General features: G+C 59.1%; 18 protein-coding genes. 12 read left to right on the top strand and 6 right to left on the bottom strand.

Annotated elements, in window-relative coordinates:
• Positions 1-110 precede the first annotated feature (110 nt).
• The 6 genes from MHJ63_RS02185 to MHJ63_RS02160 all read left to right on the top strand — a co-directional run bounded on the left by MHJ63_RS02185 (position 111) and on the right by MHJ63_RS02160 (position 5,906).
• Positions 111-1,388, top strand: coding sequence for a dicarboxylate/amino acid:cation symporter (locus MHJ63_RS02185; RefSeq protein ID WP_239446044.1), 1,278 nt, complete (start codon positions 111-113; stop codon positions 1,386-1,388).
• Between the two features lie 82 nt (positions 1,389-1,470).
• Positions 1,471-1,935, top strand: a complete 465-nt coding sequence (locus MHJ63_RS02180) for a PaaI family thioesterase (RefSeq protein WP_070490288.1) — start codon at positions 1,471-1,473, stop codon at positions 1,933-1,935.
• Positions 1,936-1,946: 11 nt separating this feature from the next.
• A complete protein-coding gene (locus tag MHJ63_RS02175) occupies positions 1,947-2,657 on the top strand; it encodes a lysoplasmalogenase family protein (RefSeq protein WP_239446043.1) in 711 nt (236 codons plus the stop codon).
• A gap of 58 nt (positions 2,658-2,715) precedes the next feature.
• Positions 2,716-3,675 (top strand): 1,4-dihydroxy-2-naphthoyl-CoA synthase, encoded by a 960-nt coding sequence (locus MHJ63_RS02170; protein ID WP_239446042.1) that lies wholly within the window; start codon positions 2,716-2,718, stop codon positions 3,673-3,675.
• Positions 3,638-4,960, top strand: coding sequence for an AMP-binding protein (locus MHJ63_RS02165; RefSeq protein WP_239446041.1), 1,323 nt, complete (start codon positions 3,638-3,640; stop codon positions 4,958-4,960). The genes MHJ63_RS02170 and MHJ63_RS02165 overlap by 38 nt, the downstream gene beginning before the upstream one ends.
• Before the next feature lie 52 nt (positions 4,961-5,012).
• Complete coding sequence (locus MHJ63_RS02160; protein WP_035758235.1) at positions 5,013-5,906, top strand: 1,4-dihydroxy-2-naphthoate polyprenyltransferase; 894 nt, start codon at positions 5,013-5,015, stop codon at positions 5,904-5,906.
• 81 nt (positions 5,907-5,987) lie between these two features.
• On the opposite strand, the gene MHJ63_RS02155 is transcribed toward MHJ63_RS02160, so the two are convergent.
• The gene (locus MHJ63_RS02155) at positions 5,988-6,395 is read right to left on the bottom strand and encodes a hypothetical protein (protein WP_035757882.1); all 408 of its coding nucleotides are present in this window, start codon (positions 6,393-6,395) and stop codon (positions 5,988-5,990) included.
• Between the two features lie 76 nt (positions 6,396-6,471).
• Between MHJ63_RS02155 and MHJ63_RS02150 the strand changes: the two genes are divergently transcribed.
• The 4 genes from MHJ63_RS02150 (at position 6,472) to MHJ63_RS02135 (ending at position 8,798) form a co-directional block, all read left to right on the top strand.
• Positions 6,472-6,975 carry a PLD nuclease N-terminal domain-containing protein gene (locus tag MHJ63_RS02150; RefSeq protein ID WP_052048763.1) on the top strand — a complete coding sequence of 168 codons (504 nt, stop codon included), beginning with the start codon at positions 6,472-6,474 and terminating at the stop codon, positions 6,973-6,975.
• Entirely contained in the window at positions 6,972-7,271 is a 300-nt protein-coding gene (locus MHJ63_RS02145) for a hypothetical protein (protein ID WP_239446040.1), read from the top strand. The genes MHJ63_RS02150 and MHJ63_RS02145 overlap by 4 nt, the downstream gene beginning before the upstream one ends.
• Before the next feature lie 192 nt (positions 7,272-7,463).
• Positions 7,464-8,435 carry a phospholipase A2 gene (locus MHJ63_RS02140; RefSeq protein ID WP_239446039.1) on the top strand — a complete coding sequence of 324 codons (972 nt, stop codon included), beginning with the start codon at positions 7,464-7,466 and terminating at the stop codon, positions 8,433-8,435.
• Complete coding sequence (locus MHJ63_RS02135; protein ID WP_156961834.1) at positions 8,436-8,798, top strand: hypothetical protein; 363 nt, start codon at positions 8,436-8,438, stop codon at positions 8,796-8,798.
• A 125-nt stretch (positions 8,799-8,923) separates the two neighbouring features.
• On the opposite strand, the gene ccsB is transcribed toward MHJ63_RS02135, so the two are convergent.
• The 5 genes from ccsB to MHJ63_RS02110 are packed head-to-tail and all read right to left on the bottom strand — an operon-like array spanning position 8,924 to position 13,911.
• A complete protein-coding gene (gene ccsB, locus MHJ63_RS02130) occupies positions 8,924-10,045 on the bottom strand; it encodes a c-type cytochrome biogenesis protein CcsB (protein WP_239446038.1) in 1,122 nt (373 codons plus the stop codon).
• A 58-nt stretch (positions 10,046-10,103) separates the two neighbouring features.
• Entirely contained in the window at positions 10,104-11,771 is a 1,668-nt protein-coding gene (resB, locus tag MHJ63_RS02125) for a cytochrome c biogenesis protein ResB (protein ID WP_083285446.1), read from the bottom strand.
• Positions 11,768-12,592, bottom strand: a complete 825-nt coding sequence (locus tag MHJ63_RS02120) for a cytochrome c biogenesis CcdA family protein (RefSeq protein WP_239446037.1) — start codon at positions 12,590-12,592, stop codon at positions 11,768-11,770. The genes resB and MHJ63_RS02120 overlap by 4 nt, the downstream gene beginning before the upstream one ends.
• Complete coding sequence (locus tag MHJ63_RS02115) at positions 12,589-13,224, bottom strand: TlpA family protein disulfide reductase (protein ID WP_052048761.1); 636 nt, start codon at positions 13,222-13,224, stop codon at positions 12,589-12,591. Before MHJ63_RS02115 ends, MHJ63_RS02120 begins: the two co-directional genes overlap by 4 nt.
• 18 nt (positions 13,225-13,242) lie before the next feature.
• A complete protein-coding gene (locus MHJ63_RS02110; RefSeq protein ID WP_239446036.1) occupies positions 13,243-13,911 on the bottom strand; it encodes a histidine phosphatase family protein in 669 nt (222 codons plus the stop codon).
• A gap of 201 nt (positions 13,912-14,112) precedes the next feature.
• Here MHJ63_RS02110 and MHJ63_RS02105 point away from each other — a divergent pair, with 201 nt between their 5' ends.
• Both MHJ63_RS02105 and MHJ63_RS02100 read left to right on the top strand, forming a co-directional pair.
• Complete coding sequence (locus MHJ63_RS02105; RefSeq protein WP_239446035.1) at positions 14,113-14,664, top strand: YceI family protein; 552 nt, start codon at positions 14,113-14,115, stop codon at positions 14,662-14,664.
• Between the two features lie 235 nt (positions 14,665-14,899).
• A complete protein-coding gene (locus MHJ63_RS02100; protein ID WP_239446034.1) occupies positions 14,900-15,538 on the top strand; it encodes a hypothetical protein in 639 nt (212 codons plus the stop codon).
• Positions 15,539-15,569: the final 31 nt, after the last annotated feature.

The following is a 15,569-nucleotide window of genomic DNA, read 5'->3' as shown; positions in this document are numbered from 1 at the left end:
TCTTCAAGTGTTTCACGAGCCGCGGCGCAGTGGGAGATCTGTGACTATTCGGCATCATTGTGAGTAGGCTGACCGCAGGCGGCTCGTTGCTCCAATTGTTAGAAGGAATCATGTCTGTGTTGCGTCGAATCCCTTTGCTGGTGTGGGTGTTGCTCGCTATTGCGGCGAGCATCGCGTTTTCGTTACCGACCTATGGTGAGGGGGCTGAGCGGGCCTCGATTATGCCGGGCTGGCTTGCCCGGGTTTTCATGACGTACAACTCGCTGTTTTCGGGGATTCTGACGTTCGCGATCCCTCTGATCATTCTGGGCCTGGTGTTACCGGCGATCGCTGAGTTGGGTCGTGGAGCGGGCAAGCTTTTGGGGATGACGGCTGGGATCGCTTATGGTTCCACGATCGCTGCCGGTTTGTTGGCTTATGCGGTGGCTCATTCGGTGTTCCCGTTATTCTTGGGCGGTGATGCCCCGAGGATCGGCGAGGCGAGCGCGGACATTAACCCTTATTTCGCGATTGTTCAGCAGGCTTCCGAGGAGCCGGTGGTTCCGGAGATCGTGTTGCCGCCAGCTATTGAGGTTTTGCCGGCGCTGGTTTTGGCGTTCATTCTGGGTTTGGGGCTTACGGCGATCAAGTCGAATGCTTTGCTCGATGCGGCGATTGATTTCCGCAAGATTGTGGACAAGCTGATCCGCAACATCATCATCCCTGGTCTCCCGTTGTTCATTTTCGGTATTTTCATGGACCTGACCCTTTCGGGTGCTGTGGGCGATGTGGTCAGAAACTTCTTGCTGGTTGCTTTGGTCGCGTTAGTTTTGACGTTGGCGGTTCTGGTTCTTCAGTATCTGATCGCTGGTGCTGTTGCGGGGCGCAGCCCGCTGCGTTCGCTGTGGAATATGCGGTCGGCGTATGTGACGGCTTTGGGGACGGCTTCGAGTGCCGCCTCGATTCCGGTCACGATTGAGGCAGCTAGGAAGAACAAGATTTCGGATCCGGTGTGTAACTTTGTGATCCCGTTGTGTGCAACGATCCACCTTTCGGGTTCGATGGTGAAGATCGTTCTGTTCTCGTTGGCTGTCATGATGCTTTCGGGTGTGGACACCGGGTTCGGGCAGTATTTGCCGTTCGTTTTGATGTTGGGTGTCATGATGATCGCCGCCCCGGGTGTTCCCGGTGGCGCGATCGCTGCCGCATCCGGTTTGTTGGGTTCGATGTTGGGCTTCAACGAGGCCCAGATCGGGTTGATGTTCGCTACCTACATCGCGCTGGATTCCTTCGGTACGGCAGCGAATGTGACCGGCGATGGCGCCATCGCGATGATCGTTGACCGTTTGGCTCGTAACCGCTCGGACAACGCAACGGTGGAGGAGCCGGAGTTCGTCGAGGAGCAGTGAACCGTCGCTGAGCCATGCCCTGCCGAGGAGTAGTAGTTCACCGAGAAATAGCTAGGCCTCTGCGCCGCCTAAACTAGGTTTCATGGCTTTAGAAGATTCCAAACACCGCGATCTCCATATCACTCGTTCGGGTCTTGAGGTGTTGCACACTCAGATCAATGGTGATATCGAGCCGGCCCCGTATAACCAGTTGTTGGGGGTGCGTTTGGTGGATGCCCGCGAGGGCGCAGTGGAGCTGACATGCCAGATGAAGCCAGAGTTTCTGAACAAGATCGGTTCGGGACATGGCGGTTTCATTTCGAGTCTTTTGGATAACGCGTGCGGCCTGGCTGCGGATACGGTATCCCGCCCCGGGCACGCTTTCACGACGATGGATCTGCATGTGCGGATGCTTCGGCCTGTCACGTTGGCCTCGGGTGTGTTACGTGTTGTGGGTGAGGTGGAGAAGTCTGGCCGCTCGGTTGCGGTGACTACTGGCAAGCTATTTGCAGAAGACGGGACGCTGCTGGCTAGCGCGACGTCGAGCCTGTTCGTTTTGGACGTCTAGGAGCGTTCTGAATGTCGCTTATAGCCATTGTCTGTTTCGTCCTTGCCGGGGTTGTCGCGGTTGTGGACTGGATTCTGACTCCGCGTACTGATGATACGTGGCGTTGGGTCACGAAGGCCTCGGTTCCTGCGTTGCTGACGGCGAGCGTGGTGTTGACGGGGTTGGCTCGTCCGCATCCGGCGTGGGCGGCAACGTTTGTGGCGGGTGCACTGTGTTTGGCGTTGCTGGGCGATCTTTTGCTGTTGGACCGCGGGCGTTTCATGTATGGTGCGTTGGCGTTCGCGGGGGCGCAGACCGTTTTGGCGGTGACGTTGGCGTGGCGTGCGTGGGCTGGGCCGGTTCAGCAGAACTCTGTGCCGGGGATCCCCGAGGGCGGCTGGACTGGCCTGGGGGTTGCCGCGGTAGTGGTGGTGGCTGGCTTCCTAGCTGTGGGGATTCGGTTGATTCGGGCCGCGCATCGTGACCGGCTGGGCCTGGTGGTCACGTTCTATATCGTGTTGATTTCAGTGATGGTTATGGCGGCTTCCCTTCATGTTCGTCAGCCTGGTGGCTGGTGGGTTATTGGGGCGGCCCTTTTGTTCTATGTTTCGGATGCACTGCTGGGGTGGAAGCAGTTTGTGAGCCGGGATCAAACGAACTCGGTGGCTGTGATGGTCACGTATCACCTCGCTATATTCGGGTTCGCGTGGTGGGCGCTACTGCAGTCCGGGGTCACGGTCTAGCCTCTGCGGCTTTTCTGCGCGCCCGGCGGCTGTGTGTTGTGTCAACTAGACTGGGCGTGTGACTGATCAAGATTCCGTTTTGCCTGAGAAGGTTTCTGACGTTTTCGACCCGAACGCGTGGCGTGTTGTTGAGGGTTTCGATTTCCAGGACATCACGTATCACCGCCAGGTTGAGCGGGATGCCAAGGGCGGCATTGTGCGTGATCTGGGTGCGGTCCGGATTGCGTTTGACCGTCCTGAGGTGCGTAACGCGTTCCGTCCGGGGACGGTTGATGAGTTGTACCGGGCGTTGGATCACGCTCGGATGACTGGCGATGTGGGAACCGTGCTGCTCACGGGTAACGGCCCGTCACCTAAGGACGGTGGCCATTCGTTCTGCTCGGGTGGGGATCAGCGTATTCGCGGCCGTGATGGTTACCGTTATGCCGCGGGTGAGACGCGGGAGACGATCGACCCTGCGCGCGCAGGCCGCCTGCATATTCTTGAGGTTCAGCGTCTGATCCGCACGATGCCGAAGGTCGTGATCGCGGTCGTCAACGGCTGGGCTGCTGGTGGCGGTCATTCGTTGCATGTGGTTGCGGATTTGACGATCGCCTCGGCTGAGCACGGTAAGTTCAAACAGACGGATGCCACTGTTGGTTCGTTTGATGCCGGTTATGGTTCGGCGTTGTTGGCGCGCCAGATTGGGCAGAAGAAGGCGCGCGAGATTTTCTTCTTGGCTCGCGAGTATTCGGCTCAAGACATGGTGGATGCCGGCGCGGTGAACGTGGCGGTTCCGCATGCCGAGCTTGAGAAGGTCGCGTTGGAGTATGCCGCGGATATTGCGCGGCAGTCCCCGCAGGCTATCCGCATGTTGAAGTTCGCGTTCAACGCGGTCGATGACGGCATCGCGGGTCAGCAGGTTTTCGCTGGCGAGGCCACGCGCCTTGCCTATATGACGGATGAGGCCGTTGAGGGCCGGGACGCGTTCCTTGAGAAGCGTGACCCGGACTGGTCGGCTCACCCGTACTATTTCTGATCCGGTGTCTGTCTTGCCTGACGATGCGGGGCATGAGTTCGCAGATGCTGTAGCGGACGTGCGTGCAAGGCTCGCCGCCGCGCTGGATGGTACTGGCCCTGCGGTCGAGATCGTTGAGGCGCCCGCTGGCTCCATTACCGGCACCGCTGGCACAAGCACGGAAGCCGGTATCCCGTTCGTGGTCGAGCATCCGGAAGATGCGCCGGAGGGTACGGCGGCGGTGATCCGCACATCGGGCTCTACCGGGATGCCGAAGCGCACCGGTTTAGGCGCTGAGGCGCTCAAGGCTTCAGCTGCCGCGACTTCTCAGCGGATTGGTTCGGGCCATTGGTTGCTTGCTCTGCCTTTGCATTATGTTGCTGGGCTTGCAGTGGTTTCGCGTGCCGTACTCGCGGGCACCGCGCTGGTGACGATGGACCTGCGTTGGCGCTTCACGGTTGAGGCTTTCGCCGAAGCGACAGAAAGGCTTGCCCAAACCGCGCGCTCCCAACCGGCACACCCGCAAGCGACAGGCTCAGCAGGCGCGAACGCCTCTTCCTCGCACCCGCCGCTGTTGACATCGCTCGTACCTACTCAGTTGACGCGCTTGTTGGAATCACCCCAGGGCGTAGAGGCGCTCAAACGCTATACAGCGGTTCTGGTGGGTGGAGGCGCTACCCCGCCGGCCACGCTCCAAAGGGCACGCGAGTTGGGCGTCCCGGTCGTTTTGACGTACGGTTCGGCAGAAACCTGCGGTGGGTGCGTGTATGACGGAAAGCCGTTGCCGGGTGTTTCAATCTCGATCGATTCCGCGGGCCGGGTGAGCCTTGGTGGACCGCAGGTCGCCACGGGGTATATCGGGGACCCTGAACGTACCGAACAGCATTTCGCGACCTACTCCCCTGACCCTCGTTTGAAGCACGCCCGGCCGATGCGTTGGTATGTCACGGATGACCTCGGCACGTTGCTGCCTGATGGAACGCTCCAGATCCGCGGCCGGGTCGATGACGTCATCAACACCGGCGGCGTTAAGGTGTCTGCTGCTCGGATTCTCGCGGCGATCGAGTCGATGCCGTCGGTTCGTGAAGCCATCGTGGTTCCGGTCCCCCATCCTGAGTGGGGGCAAACAGTAGGGCTCATCTATTCCGGGGATGCAACCGAGGAAGAGATCGCAACGGTTGTGAGGCGGCAGGTTTCAGCGGTTGCTGTGCCCCGCGTCGTGATCCAGACTGATGCGGTCCCGCGGTTAAGTAATCACAAACCGGACCGTCAAACCGCTGTTTCGCGTTTAAGCGCGCTAGTCTAGCTAGCGGGCGGGTATGTCCGCCCGCTCTCCTATCGAAAGGACCTCGTTCTTCGTGGCCACTGCCTCACAATGGATCTCTGGCGCCCGCCTCCGGACGTTGCCGATGGCTGTTTCACCGGTGCTGGTGGGTGTCGCGGCTGGTTTCGCGGCTTCGGGTACGGTCAAGTGGATTCCGGCGTTGCTTGCCCTGGTGGTCTCGCTGCTGCTACAGATCGGTGTGAATTACGCCAACGACTATTCCGATGGCGTGCGCGGCACCGATAGCGAGCGTGTGGGTCCGTTCCGGCTCACCGGGTCTGGTGCGGCGAGCCCGCGGGCGGTCAAGTACGCCTCGTTCCTATGCTTCGGGCTCGCGGCCCTGGCGGGCCTGGGGCTTGTGTGGATGACACAGACGTGGGTTTTGTTGATCGTGGGGGCGCTCGCGATCGCGGCCGCGTGGGGTTATACGGGTGGTAAGAACCCGTATGGTTACCTGGGTTTGGGCGAGCTGTTTGTCTTCATTTTCTTTGGGCTCGTAGCAACCGTCGGGACAACCTACACCCAGTTGGGTTATTTGTCTGGGCATTCCTGGCTTGGCGCGATTTCGGTTGGGTTGATCGCGACCGCCTTGCTGATGGTCAACAACATCCGCGACCTACCGACTGACCGTGTTGCCGGGAAGCGGACGTTGGCGGTGCGTCTTGGGGATCGTCTTGCGCGGTTGGTCTATGTTCTGATGATCGTTGTTTCGATCGTGGGGCCGGTGGCACTCGGGTTTGTCACGAACGTGTGGTTCTTTGTGGTGTTATTGACGTTCGTGGTTGCGTTCAAGCCATGTGCGGCGGTCCTGACTGCCGAAGACCGCCGCGACCTCATCCCTGCGTTGGCTAAAACGAGCCTGATCCAGGTGGTTTTCGCTGTGCTGTTCTCGCTTGCGCTCGTGTTGCATAAGCTTTTGATGGCCTAACCGCGGGATACGGCGACGGCCGCGGATCAACGAGGAGTTGATGCCGCGGCCGCGCAGTTTAAGGCTGTTTATACGTGTAGTTCAGCGGTCTGCGAGGTCAGTGGTATCGGCCTTGTTCTGGCGGGGTGTGCTCTCTGGCACGCCTTCGTCTTTTTCGCCGTCGCTGCCCCGCACGCCGTCTTCTTCCTGGGCGCCCTCTTCTTGGGCGCCGAGGTATGCATCTTCAACGTGTTCGTCGCTTGCTGCGTCCGCCTCAGGCGCTACACCGGCGGTTTTGGTTTCGGCTTTGCGCCGGTTGAGTGCGCGGCGGAATTGTTGGCTCGCTTCAGCTTGTGCTTTGTTCATGAAGAGGAACGTCACGGCGAACGAGAAGACCGCGCCTACCACTACGGACGCGATCGCCCCACCGACCGGCCAGCGGTTGAACGCGAAAAAATAGTACACGAGCATCGAGACGCCGATCAGGATGACGGCGCGGATCAGACCCATCCAAAAAACCTTCACCGCTCTAGTCTATAGGTGAGCAGCGGGGTGCCCGTACTGAGCGCAAACTAGAATGGACGGTATGCGTTGGCTCGTCTTCATCGTTCCGCTGGTTCTTGTTTTCATTCTGTACGCGTTGTTCAACGCGATCGGCACGCCTCAGCATCGTGTGCGTTCGTTACCGAAGGGTGTGTGGATCGCTGCGATCATCGTGTTGCCAGCGGTTGGAGCGGTGCTGTGGTTGACGTTGGGTTCGGATAAGACCGCGCCGGTGCCTACTCCTCGCGGGCAGGGCCCGGATGATGATGCGGCTTTCCTTGAACGGTTGAACCTTGAGCGTGACCGCAAGAAGATGCGGCAGGATGCGTTGCGCCGTGAGAAGGAACTTGAAGCGCGTGAGGCCGCGTTGCGTGAGCGGGAGCAGGCCGCCGAACGTGATCGCCAGCGCGGCAACGCCGAAGCTGTTAACCCTCACCGTGATAGTTCAGGCCCTGGTCAGCGCGACGACGGCCAGCCGGGCAGCGGCCAGCCAGGCAGCGGCCAGCCAGGCGACATTGAGGATTCCGATGGCGGTGAACGGCCATGATCGCGCTTACCGTGTTGTTCCCTTCTGTGTGGTTGCCGTTCAATCCCACCCATTACGATGGACCGGTCACCGATAGCCAGCCGACGTGGCTGCCGGTGATTTTGGGGGCTGTGGGCGTTCTAGTTTTGATCGCGATTTTCGCGACGTTCATCGTGTGGCTGATGCGCGGTGATCGACGCGATAAAGAGGCGGGCCTGCACCTGGAGGAATCCCCGTTCTTTGAGACGCGGGAGAATCCATACGAGGAACAGTTCCGACGCAAAAACCATACCGACCAAGGCAACTCAGACAGCTAGTTATTCGATGGCCCTGTCCGACTAGCAACATCTTTAGGCGTTATGAATCTAAGCTATTTTAGAATTGGCTTTGATTAACTATAGTTTTCACGATTCTTGCTGACTAACTCTGGTTTCCTTTGAGGCCCAGCGGTAGCGTGATCTGCATCACCACCAGGTGATGTGGATTACTTACCAAACTAAAGAGGCATCATGAAAAAACCTTCTCGAGTCTGGGCAGTCCTATCTATTACAGCGCTCAGCACTTCTCTGGCGGTCTTGCCTTCCGCTCAGGCGGAACCCATTAATCAAGCGGAACCAATCAATAGTGTTCAGCAAGAATCATCCAATAGTGTCCAACAAGAGGACACCATCACCCTGGCCCCTACAGATGCTAGCGGGCTCGCGGAAGACCTGGTGATCTTCGAGACCATGGTCAGCGAACCTAAAGCGAAAGTTTCCCTGCAGTACGATCTACCCGACGGCTGCACAGTGAAAGGGAACCTTCCAGCGAAAAGCGGTAGCGTGAAACTCACATGCAATGGGGAAACAAAAGAATTCGCACCAGTAGTTCTGGGAGCTGACGGCAGCAAAATCCCATGGACGTTGACCTCGACTCCCGAAGGCCTCGGCCTAACCTACACTTCAGAGAAAGCCGAAGCGCTAGCCACCGGTGTCATCAGTGACAACAGTGAGCTCATCATCAAAGAGGCGTCAGCTTCCATCAAGAAATCGAACAAGGAAATGTCTGGCTCCGTGTCATTCTCGTTCGATAACACCAAGGCGTCTGAGCGCCTGCGCTCATCGGTGGGACCGGATCCTCGCACCACGTCTGCCCACCTCGTGACTGTCCCTAGCCACTACAGGTACTGCCCACACTGGTGCAAGCCGAAGTCACTTCACGACTATTGCACCTGGTCACCTGATCAGTGGTTCAAAGCAGACTTCCGTGGCCCTTGCGCGATTCATGACCTGGGGATCGAGGAAACCAGGAAGAAGCCGATGAACCTTGAGCAGAAGCGTAATGAGCGAAGGATGCATGACTATCGTTTCGGTGCCAACCTGCGGACCAACTGCGCATACTTCTATCCCGCTGGCACGCTAGGCAGAAGTCACTGCAACGGGGCAACCCACATCTATCAGTCAGCTGTATTGACTGCGACCGCAAACTGGGACGGCAGCTAAGTGAATTCTAAAACGATGGCCGCGCTTCTTTTCGCGCCGGCTGTGTATCACGTGTTCCTGCTGATTATCATTGTGAGCTCTGCGCTTCCGCCGCGGGGCATCATGCTCACCCTTTGGGGTATCTCGCTGATTATCCCGTTCATTGCGGTAGCGCTCATGGCGCGCGATAAGACCAGCTACGCCCCGGCTCTTGTGGCTACCGTGGCAGTCCTGGCGGTTCTGCGGTGCGCACTCTTCGTTGCAGAACAGGTCCTCTATGACGCCTACTTCGTCACTCCTGTGGACCTCGTTCTAGCGGTATCACTAGCGGTCATCGGCATCGTGGTGGTCCGTAAGCGCAAGCCCATTCCTCACTCTGCATAACCCAAGAGAACACGCAATACACAAAACGTGTGGCCGGAGCTTCCAGTACGGAAGCCCCGGCCACACGTCGTTACTGGTGCGAGCTAAGCGCGTCGCGTCAGCAGCCCACGGGCGGTGAAGGGTTTCTAGATCCCTGCGTAGGAGTGCAGGCCCGCGAACACGGTGTTCACCACTGTGAAGTTGAAGATGATGCATCCGTAGCCGATGATGCTCAGCCATGCGGAGCGGTCGCCGGTCCAGCCGCGAGTTGCTCGCGCGTGCAGGTAGCCTGCGTAGACAACCCAGATGATGAAGGTCCAGACTTCCTTGGTGTCCCACCCCCACGGGCGGCCCCACGCTTCGTTAGCCCACACCGCCCCGAGGATCAAGGTCAGGGTCCAGGCCACGAATGCGACCGCGTTGATGCGGTAGGCGACGTTCTCAAGGGTCACGGCGGAAGGAACCAACCGCAGCCACGGAAGCTTGTCCTCACGGCCGGCGATCAAAGCAGCCTGGCGGCGCGACTGAATGAGTTGCAGAACAGCCATCGCGAAGGTCAACGTGAACAATGCGCAAGCCAGGACCGCGATCGAAACGTGAATGATGAGCCACGGCGACTGTAGCGCCGGCTGCAGGTGCTGAACGGGAGTTGGAAACGCAATGGTGGCCGAACACATCATCGCAACGACCAAGCCAGAGATGAACACACCCATGAACCGGATGTCTTTGATCATGAGCGCAACCAGATACACCGCAACGACCACGAGTGCGCCCGTGGTCATGAACTCGTACATGTTGCCCCACGGGACGCGCTGCGCTGCGATCGAACGCGTCACCACAGCGGCCGCATGGATCGCGAACGAAAGCCACATCAAAGCGATAGCAACCCGAGCCAAGCGACGGGTTGGTGCTTTCTCGTCATAGTCCATGTCGTCATCGACGAGCTGACCATCCACCGTCGCGTTGCGGTGCCGGATACGGCCGGTTTCTTCCTTGTCTTCACGTTCGGCGAGCGCGACAGACCCAGCGGAGCCCTTGTTTGCTGCCGCGGCGGCTAAGGCACGCTTCTCCTGCTTAACAAGGGACTTCTCGATGTCCTGAATCGTCTGAGAGGAACGCACCAAGTCGTAGGCGAACACCACGAACGTCACCGAGTATGCCATCGCCGCCAAAAGCATCAGCAGCTCGGAGGTTGAACCCAAAGAAAGGTTCAACTCCCCTTTAGGGGTATACGCGGGGAGATAAGAAAACATAGTCGTCACAGTCATCCGTTCTCTCGGTGATCAGCACCCTCACTCAGCCGCTGAAATGCCTCAGCTACTGCATTCACTCAGCGAGCGTGTACCGGCCGGAAACAGCCTTCACCAACGCTTCCGCTTCAGTCTGCAGGCGCGGGTCTTCACCGCGCGCTAGGAGTGCATACTCAATTCTACGCTTGCCGGCCTCATCGGGGTCTGAAACCTTGAACCATACGCGGCGGCGCGGAATGAACAGAGAGGCCAATAGGCCGGCCACTGCGAGCATCGAGAACCCGAGCAACCACGGCTTGCCCGGATCATGGTGGACCTCGATGCCGATGAACCGCTTCAGCCCATCAAACCGGATGGTCCCTTTACCTTCCGGCAGCTTATATTCGCGGTTCTGCGGGTTCAGTCCCAGCACGATGCCGCCGGCCTCTAGTTTGCGGGAGTTCAGCTGGGTCATCTTCTCGGTTTTGAGCACATACACGTTCTGCGGGGCGCCGGTCTCAAGGCCGAGGTCGCCATAGTAGGAGTCCAGGTTCAGGGATGGTGCGAGCGCTTCCGGGTCGCCTGAATAGGCAACCCCGTTCTCGCCCATCACCGTTGTTGGGAGGAAGAAACCCTGGAAACCCAGCTGGGTTGGCTTGGCGTCAGGGACCTTCAAAACCACGAGCGACATGTAGGACGGGTCCTGTGGTTGGGCAACCACGGGGCCGGAGAATGCGACGTTGCCTTCCCCGTCTGTCACGGTGATCATCGGGGCGTAACCGTTACCGAGCAAGTAAATGTCCGTTCCGGCTACGCGGAGCGGCTCATTGACTTTGAGCTTTTCGGTGACCCATTCGGCATCGGGGCTGTGGCGAACATCCAGGTTCGCTTCATAGTCGATCGGTTGCCCGTATTTGCCGTCCGCTCGTTCTTGGCGGTCAAACTGGATCTTGAAATCCTTGAGTTTCAGCTGGAACGGTTGCAGGTTTTCAGCTTTGAACCGTTGCCCGGGGGAGAACTGGTCGTAGGCGATCAACGTGTTCGTGAACCCCTCCCCTTGCACGATGATGCGTTGCCCGTTGTATCCGAACAGGCCACCTACCGCCACGGCGATCAGCACGCCGATCAGCGAGACGTGGAACGTGAGGTTGCCCCATTCGCGTAAGTAGCCGCGTTCAGCGGCAACCGAGACCTGCCCCTTGTTTTCCTCTATGGAGGTCCGGTAGCGGCGTTTACGCAAGATGCTGCGCAGGGTTTGCGCGATCTCTTCGCTATCGCCTTGGTTGGCTTCCAGCTCGATGACGCCGTTGACTGGCATCCGGTTTAGACGGACTGGTGTGCGTGCTGGCGGGCGTACCGTTGCCCGTGCGTGTTGGCGGGCGCGTGGGATCACGCAACCGATGAGGGAAACGAACAGCAGCAGGTAGATCGCTGAGAACCAGACGGATGTGAAGACATCGAAGAGCTGAAGTTTGTCCAGGATGGGGCCTGCGACCTCGTGCTCTGCGATGTACTGGGCCACACTCTGTGGGTCTTGGTTGCGCTGTGGGAACAGGGAGCCTGGAACCGCGGCTACCGCGAGCAGCATCAGCAAGACCATCGCGGTGCGCATGGTTGTCAGTTGGGTCCATGCCCACCGCATCATGCCGATCGGGCCGAGAGCTGGCGCCAGCTGTTTCTGCTGCTTCGCTTTCTTCTTGGCCTTAGCTTTCTTCGTGGCGGCCTCGTTTGCCGCAGCTTTCTTCGCTGCATCCTTTTTGGTCACAGCGGCAACCTCACTTCGTTAGCGAACCAGTTTTGCAGTTCGGTAATCCACGTGTTCCACAAGCCTGAGGCCATCACTATCCCTAGGAGTATCAGAATCACGCCGCCGGTACGCATCACGGCGAGTTGGTGTTTGCGGAAGAAGGACACCGCGCGTGTGACTTTGGAGAGGCCGAGCGCAACGAGCAGGAACGGGATGCCTAGCCCGAGGCAGTACACGAAAGTGATCAGCGCGCCTCGCGGGACGTTCGCGTTGGGTCCGGTTGTCAGGGCTAGTGCGGCAGCCAGGGTGGGGCCCATGCAGGGTGCCCAGCCGAGTGCGAACGTCATCCCTAGAAGGGGTGCACCCCATAGCCCGGCGGGCGGGCGTTTGGTGATGCGGCGTTCGCGTTGCATGAAGCCGAAACCGCCCATGAACACAACACCCAGCAGGGCGACAATAACGCCGAGCGCTTGGGTGACCCATTGGCCTTCGTGCATCATCCAGATGTAGGCGCGCGTGAACACCGCCCCGATTAGCACGAACACTACGGAGAAACCCAGCACGAACAGGCCGATGCCTGCGAAGACGCGGCCGCGTTTGTGTTGGTTGAGTTCCATGCCGGTCAGCCCGGTCACGTACCCCATGTATCCGGGCAGAAGCGGTAGCACGCACGGGGAAAGGAATGAGATGAGGCCTGCGAGTGCGGCGATGGGTAGCGCAACCAGCAGCGAGCCGTCGGCGATCGATGCGGCTGCTTGGTTACCTGCTGTTGATGCGGCCGTTGTTGCCGTGACCGCGGTTGCTGGGACTGCTGTCGCCGCCAGTGCGGTGTTGATCATGTGGCGTCTGCGGGGGTCTCTTGCGCGGTTTTGATCAGGGCGCGCAGCGTGGATTCTTCAACAACGCCCAGCACCCGTGCCGATACGCGGCGGTTTGGGTCTAGTACGAGTGTTGTGGGCACCGCTTGCGGCGGAACGTATTGGGATAGCGCGAGCAGTACGCCGCCGTCGAGGTCGCGGACGGATTCGTACGGGATTTTGAAGGTTTTATCGAACGCTTCTGCGGCGGCTTTTTCGTCGCGTACGTTGATGCCGAGGAAGGTCACGCCTTTGTTCTTGAATTCGTCTGCCACGGCTTTCAGTGCTGGGGCTTCCACGCGACACGGGGAGCACGCAGCGTACCAGAAGTTCAAAACCAGCACGTCGCCTTCCGCGTACGTTGCGGCGTCGATGTCTGTTCCGTTGAAGGTTGTGCCGGTGAATTCGACTGCTTCGCCGCGGTCTTCGGGTGCGTATTCGCTCACGGAGCCGTCGCCAGCAACATAGCCTTTCCCGCTTCCTTCTTTGTTTTGGTTAGCGAGGTCGCTGGATTCGGTGGAGCATGCGGCGAGCCCTGCGGCTGCTGTTGCGAGCATGAGCCCGAGTACGGCGCGGCGGCCGTAGCGGGGGTTCGGGGTGTGTGGAGCGTTCATTCCGGTGTGATTCATGGTTTATGCCCCTGGAACGTTGATGGTTCCTGGGAGGAGTTCTGCTGCTGGCTCTGAATAGGTGAGGTCTACGGCGGCACCGTTGCGGTCGAAAGAGATGGACGTGACCGAGGCCAGAGTGCATTCGCGGCGGAATGCGTTGAACGCGAGTGAGCGGCCTTCGGTTGCTAGCCGGGTGACCCAGATGGGTAGCTGGTGGGATACGACCACGATGTTGGCGCCGGGCCCGTGTTGCTGGTTTGCATGGTCACGGTGTTTGCTGATGGCTTGGGCCATACGGGTGGCTTGGTGGGCGTAAGGCTCTCCCCACGATGGTGTCAGTGGGTTACGTACGAGCGGCCAGAGGCGTGGCGTTGAGAGCAGGGTGTCCTTAATGTTGCTGTATCCCTCGAGTTGGGATTCGGCTTCGATGACTCCTGGTTCGGTTGTGATGGGTAGGCCGAGTGCTTGTGCGATGGGGGCCGCGGTTTGTTGCGCACGGATCAGTGGTGAGCTGATGAGCGAGACGAGGTTGGTTCCGTGTTCTTTTTGTTCCGCGAAGTGTTCGGCGACCAGGCGGGCCATGTTGTGGCCGCGTTGTGAAAGTTCGTATCCGGGCAGGCGCCCGTAGAGCACGCGGTGAGGGTTTTCGACTTCACCATGGCGGACAAGGTGGACAACAGCATGGGACATAATCCCCATTGTCTCAGAGGGAACGCTCAGGTGGAGATTCAGGGAACGCTCAGGTTGTTTTTCTTAGCTCTCCAGGGCTTGAACCGCTCCTTCTAGGTGGACAGGTGAGCCTCGCTCAGCCAAAGTAGTTGATATATCAACAGTTGATCTATCAAGTTCTGTTTGGTCTTCTGAACTCGAACTTATGAAGGAGAGGCCGCCATGAGCGCACTTCCATTGAACCTGACACCTGGCACCTGGAATCTGGATGCTGCACACACTGAGATTGGTTTCTCGGTTCGCCACGCGGCAATCGCCCGCACGCATGGCCGCTTCACCGCCGATTCCGGTGTGCTGACCGTGGGTGAGAGCTTGGAAGACACCAAGCTAGAAGTAACCCTCGATGTCGCTTCTGTTAACACGTCAAACGAGGGCCGTGACGAACACTTACGTTCTGCCGACTTCTTTGACACGGCAACCCATCCGAAGGCTCACTTCGTTTCCACGAAGATCAGCGGCGAGGGTAGCGCCTTGACCGTTGATGGCGAGTTCACTCTCCGCGGCACCACCAAGCCTTTGACTCTTGAGGTTGAATTCGCCGGCGTGGTAACTGATCCGATGGGCGCTACCCGTTGCGGTGGCGAGGCGACCGCGGAGCTGAGCCGTAAGGAATTCGGTTTGACGTGGAATGCCGCACTCGAAACCGGCGGCGTCATGGTTGGAGACAAGGTCCGCCTACAGATCGATGCGGAGTTCATCAAAGACAACGCATAGTCCAACAGCTGCGCATATGCCGTAACTGCGGCGTTTTTGCCTCGAGAGTTACGGAAGGTTCAAGGGGTTTCGCTCATACCAGTAGCATGGAGGTATGAGCGAAACCCCTGACGTTAACCGAAGTAGCAATCCTGAGGGACCCGCTGGCGGCACCCCGGATGAGCCTCGCTACGGAGTCCGGCGCGAGGATGTTCCTCCGGGCAGTTATCCCCCACCGGTGAATCCGCAGCAGCCTATGCCTGAGCAGAGTGCGTCTGAGCCGCGGCAGGGTAACTACAACGCTATGAACGGCTGGGATTCGAATCCGCAACCTGGCTGGGGGCAACCAGGTTCCGGTTATGACCAGAACGGCTGGCCGGTCAACAACTCTTGGCAACAACAGCAGCAGCCGATGCGCCGGCCCGGACTCATGATCGCCGGTTGTGTGCTCGCGTGGGTTTTGTCCGCGCTCGGTCTTCTTTCAAGCTTCGGTCTGTTTATGGTTTCGAATCTCTCGCCGCAACAGCTTGAACGCGTCCTCGTTGAGGAGATGCCGGCGGAGCTGATTGATGAGTTCCACCGCAGTGTGGACAGTATGGGTGGCTTCGATGCCTTGTCAGGGCTGATGCGCGGATTGGGTATCGGGCTCCTCGTGTTTTGCGCGCTGCTTTCTGTTGCCGCGATTTTCATTATCACTGGCTCCAACGCGTGGCGCATCGTCGGGGTGATCTTGGCTACAGTAGCTGGAGTCTTGGCTCTTTTCGGCTTCACAGAAAATCCACTTGTGGCCATCCTGTGGCTCGCGGCGACCGTCATCATGGTTGTTGGGTGGACTACCCCGGCAACAAACACGTGGATCCGGCATCAGACCCAACTTAAACGTTCACGCCGCTAGACAACGTTCTTCGGAACCGGAGCTTTGAGAA

It is taken from the genome of Pseudoglutamicibacter albus (assembly GCF_022346425.1).
Classification (GTDB): domain Bacteria; phylum Actinomycetota; class Actinomycetes; order Actinomycetales; family Micrococcaceae; genus Pseudoglutamicibacter; species Pseudoglutamicibacter albus.
This window is presented reverse-complemented; position numbering and strand designations above follow the sequence as displayed.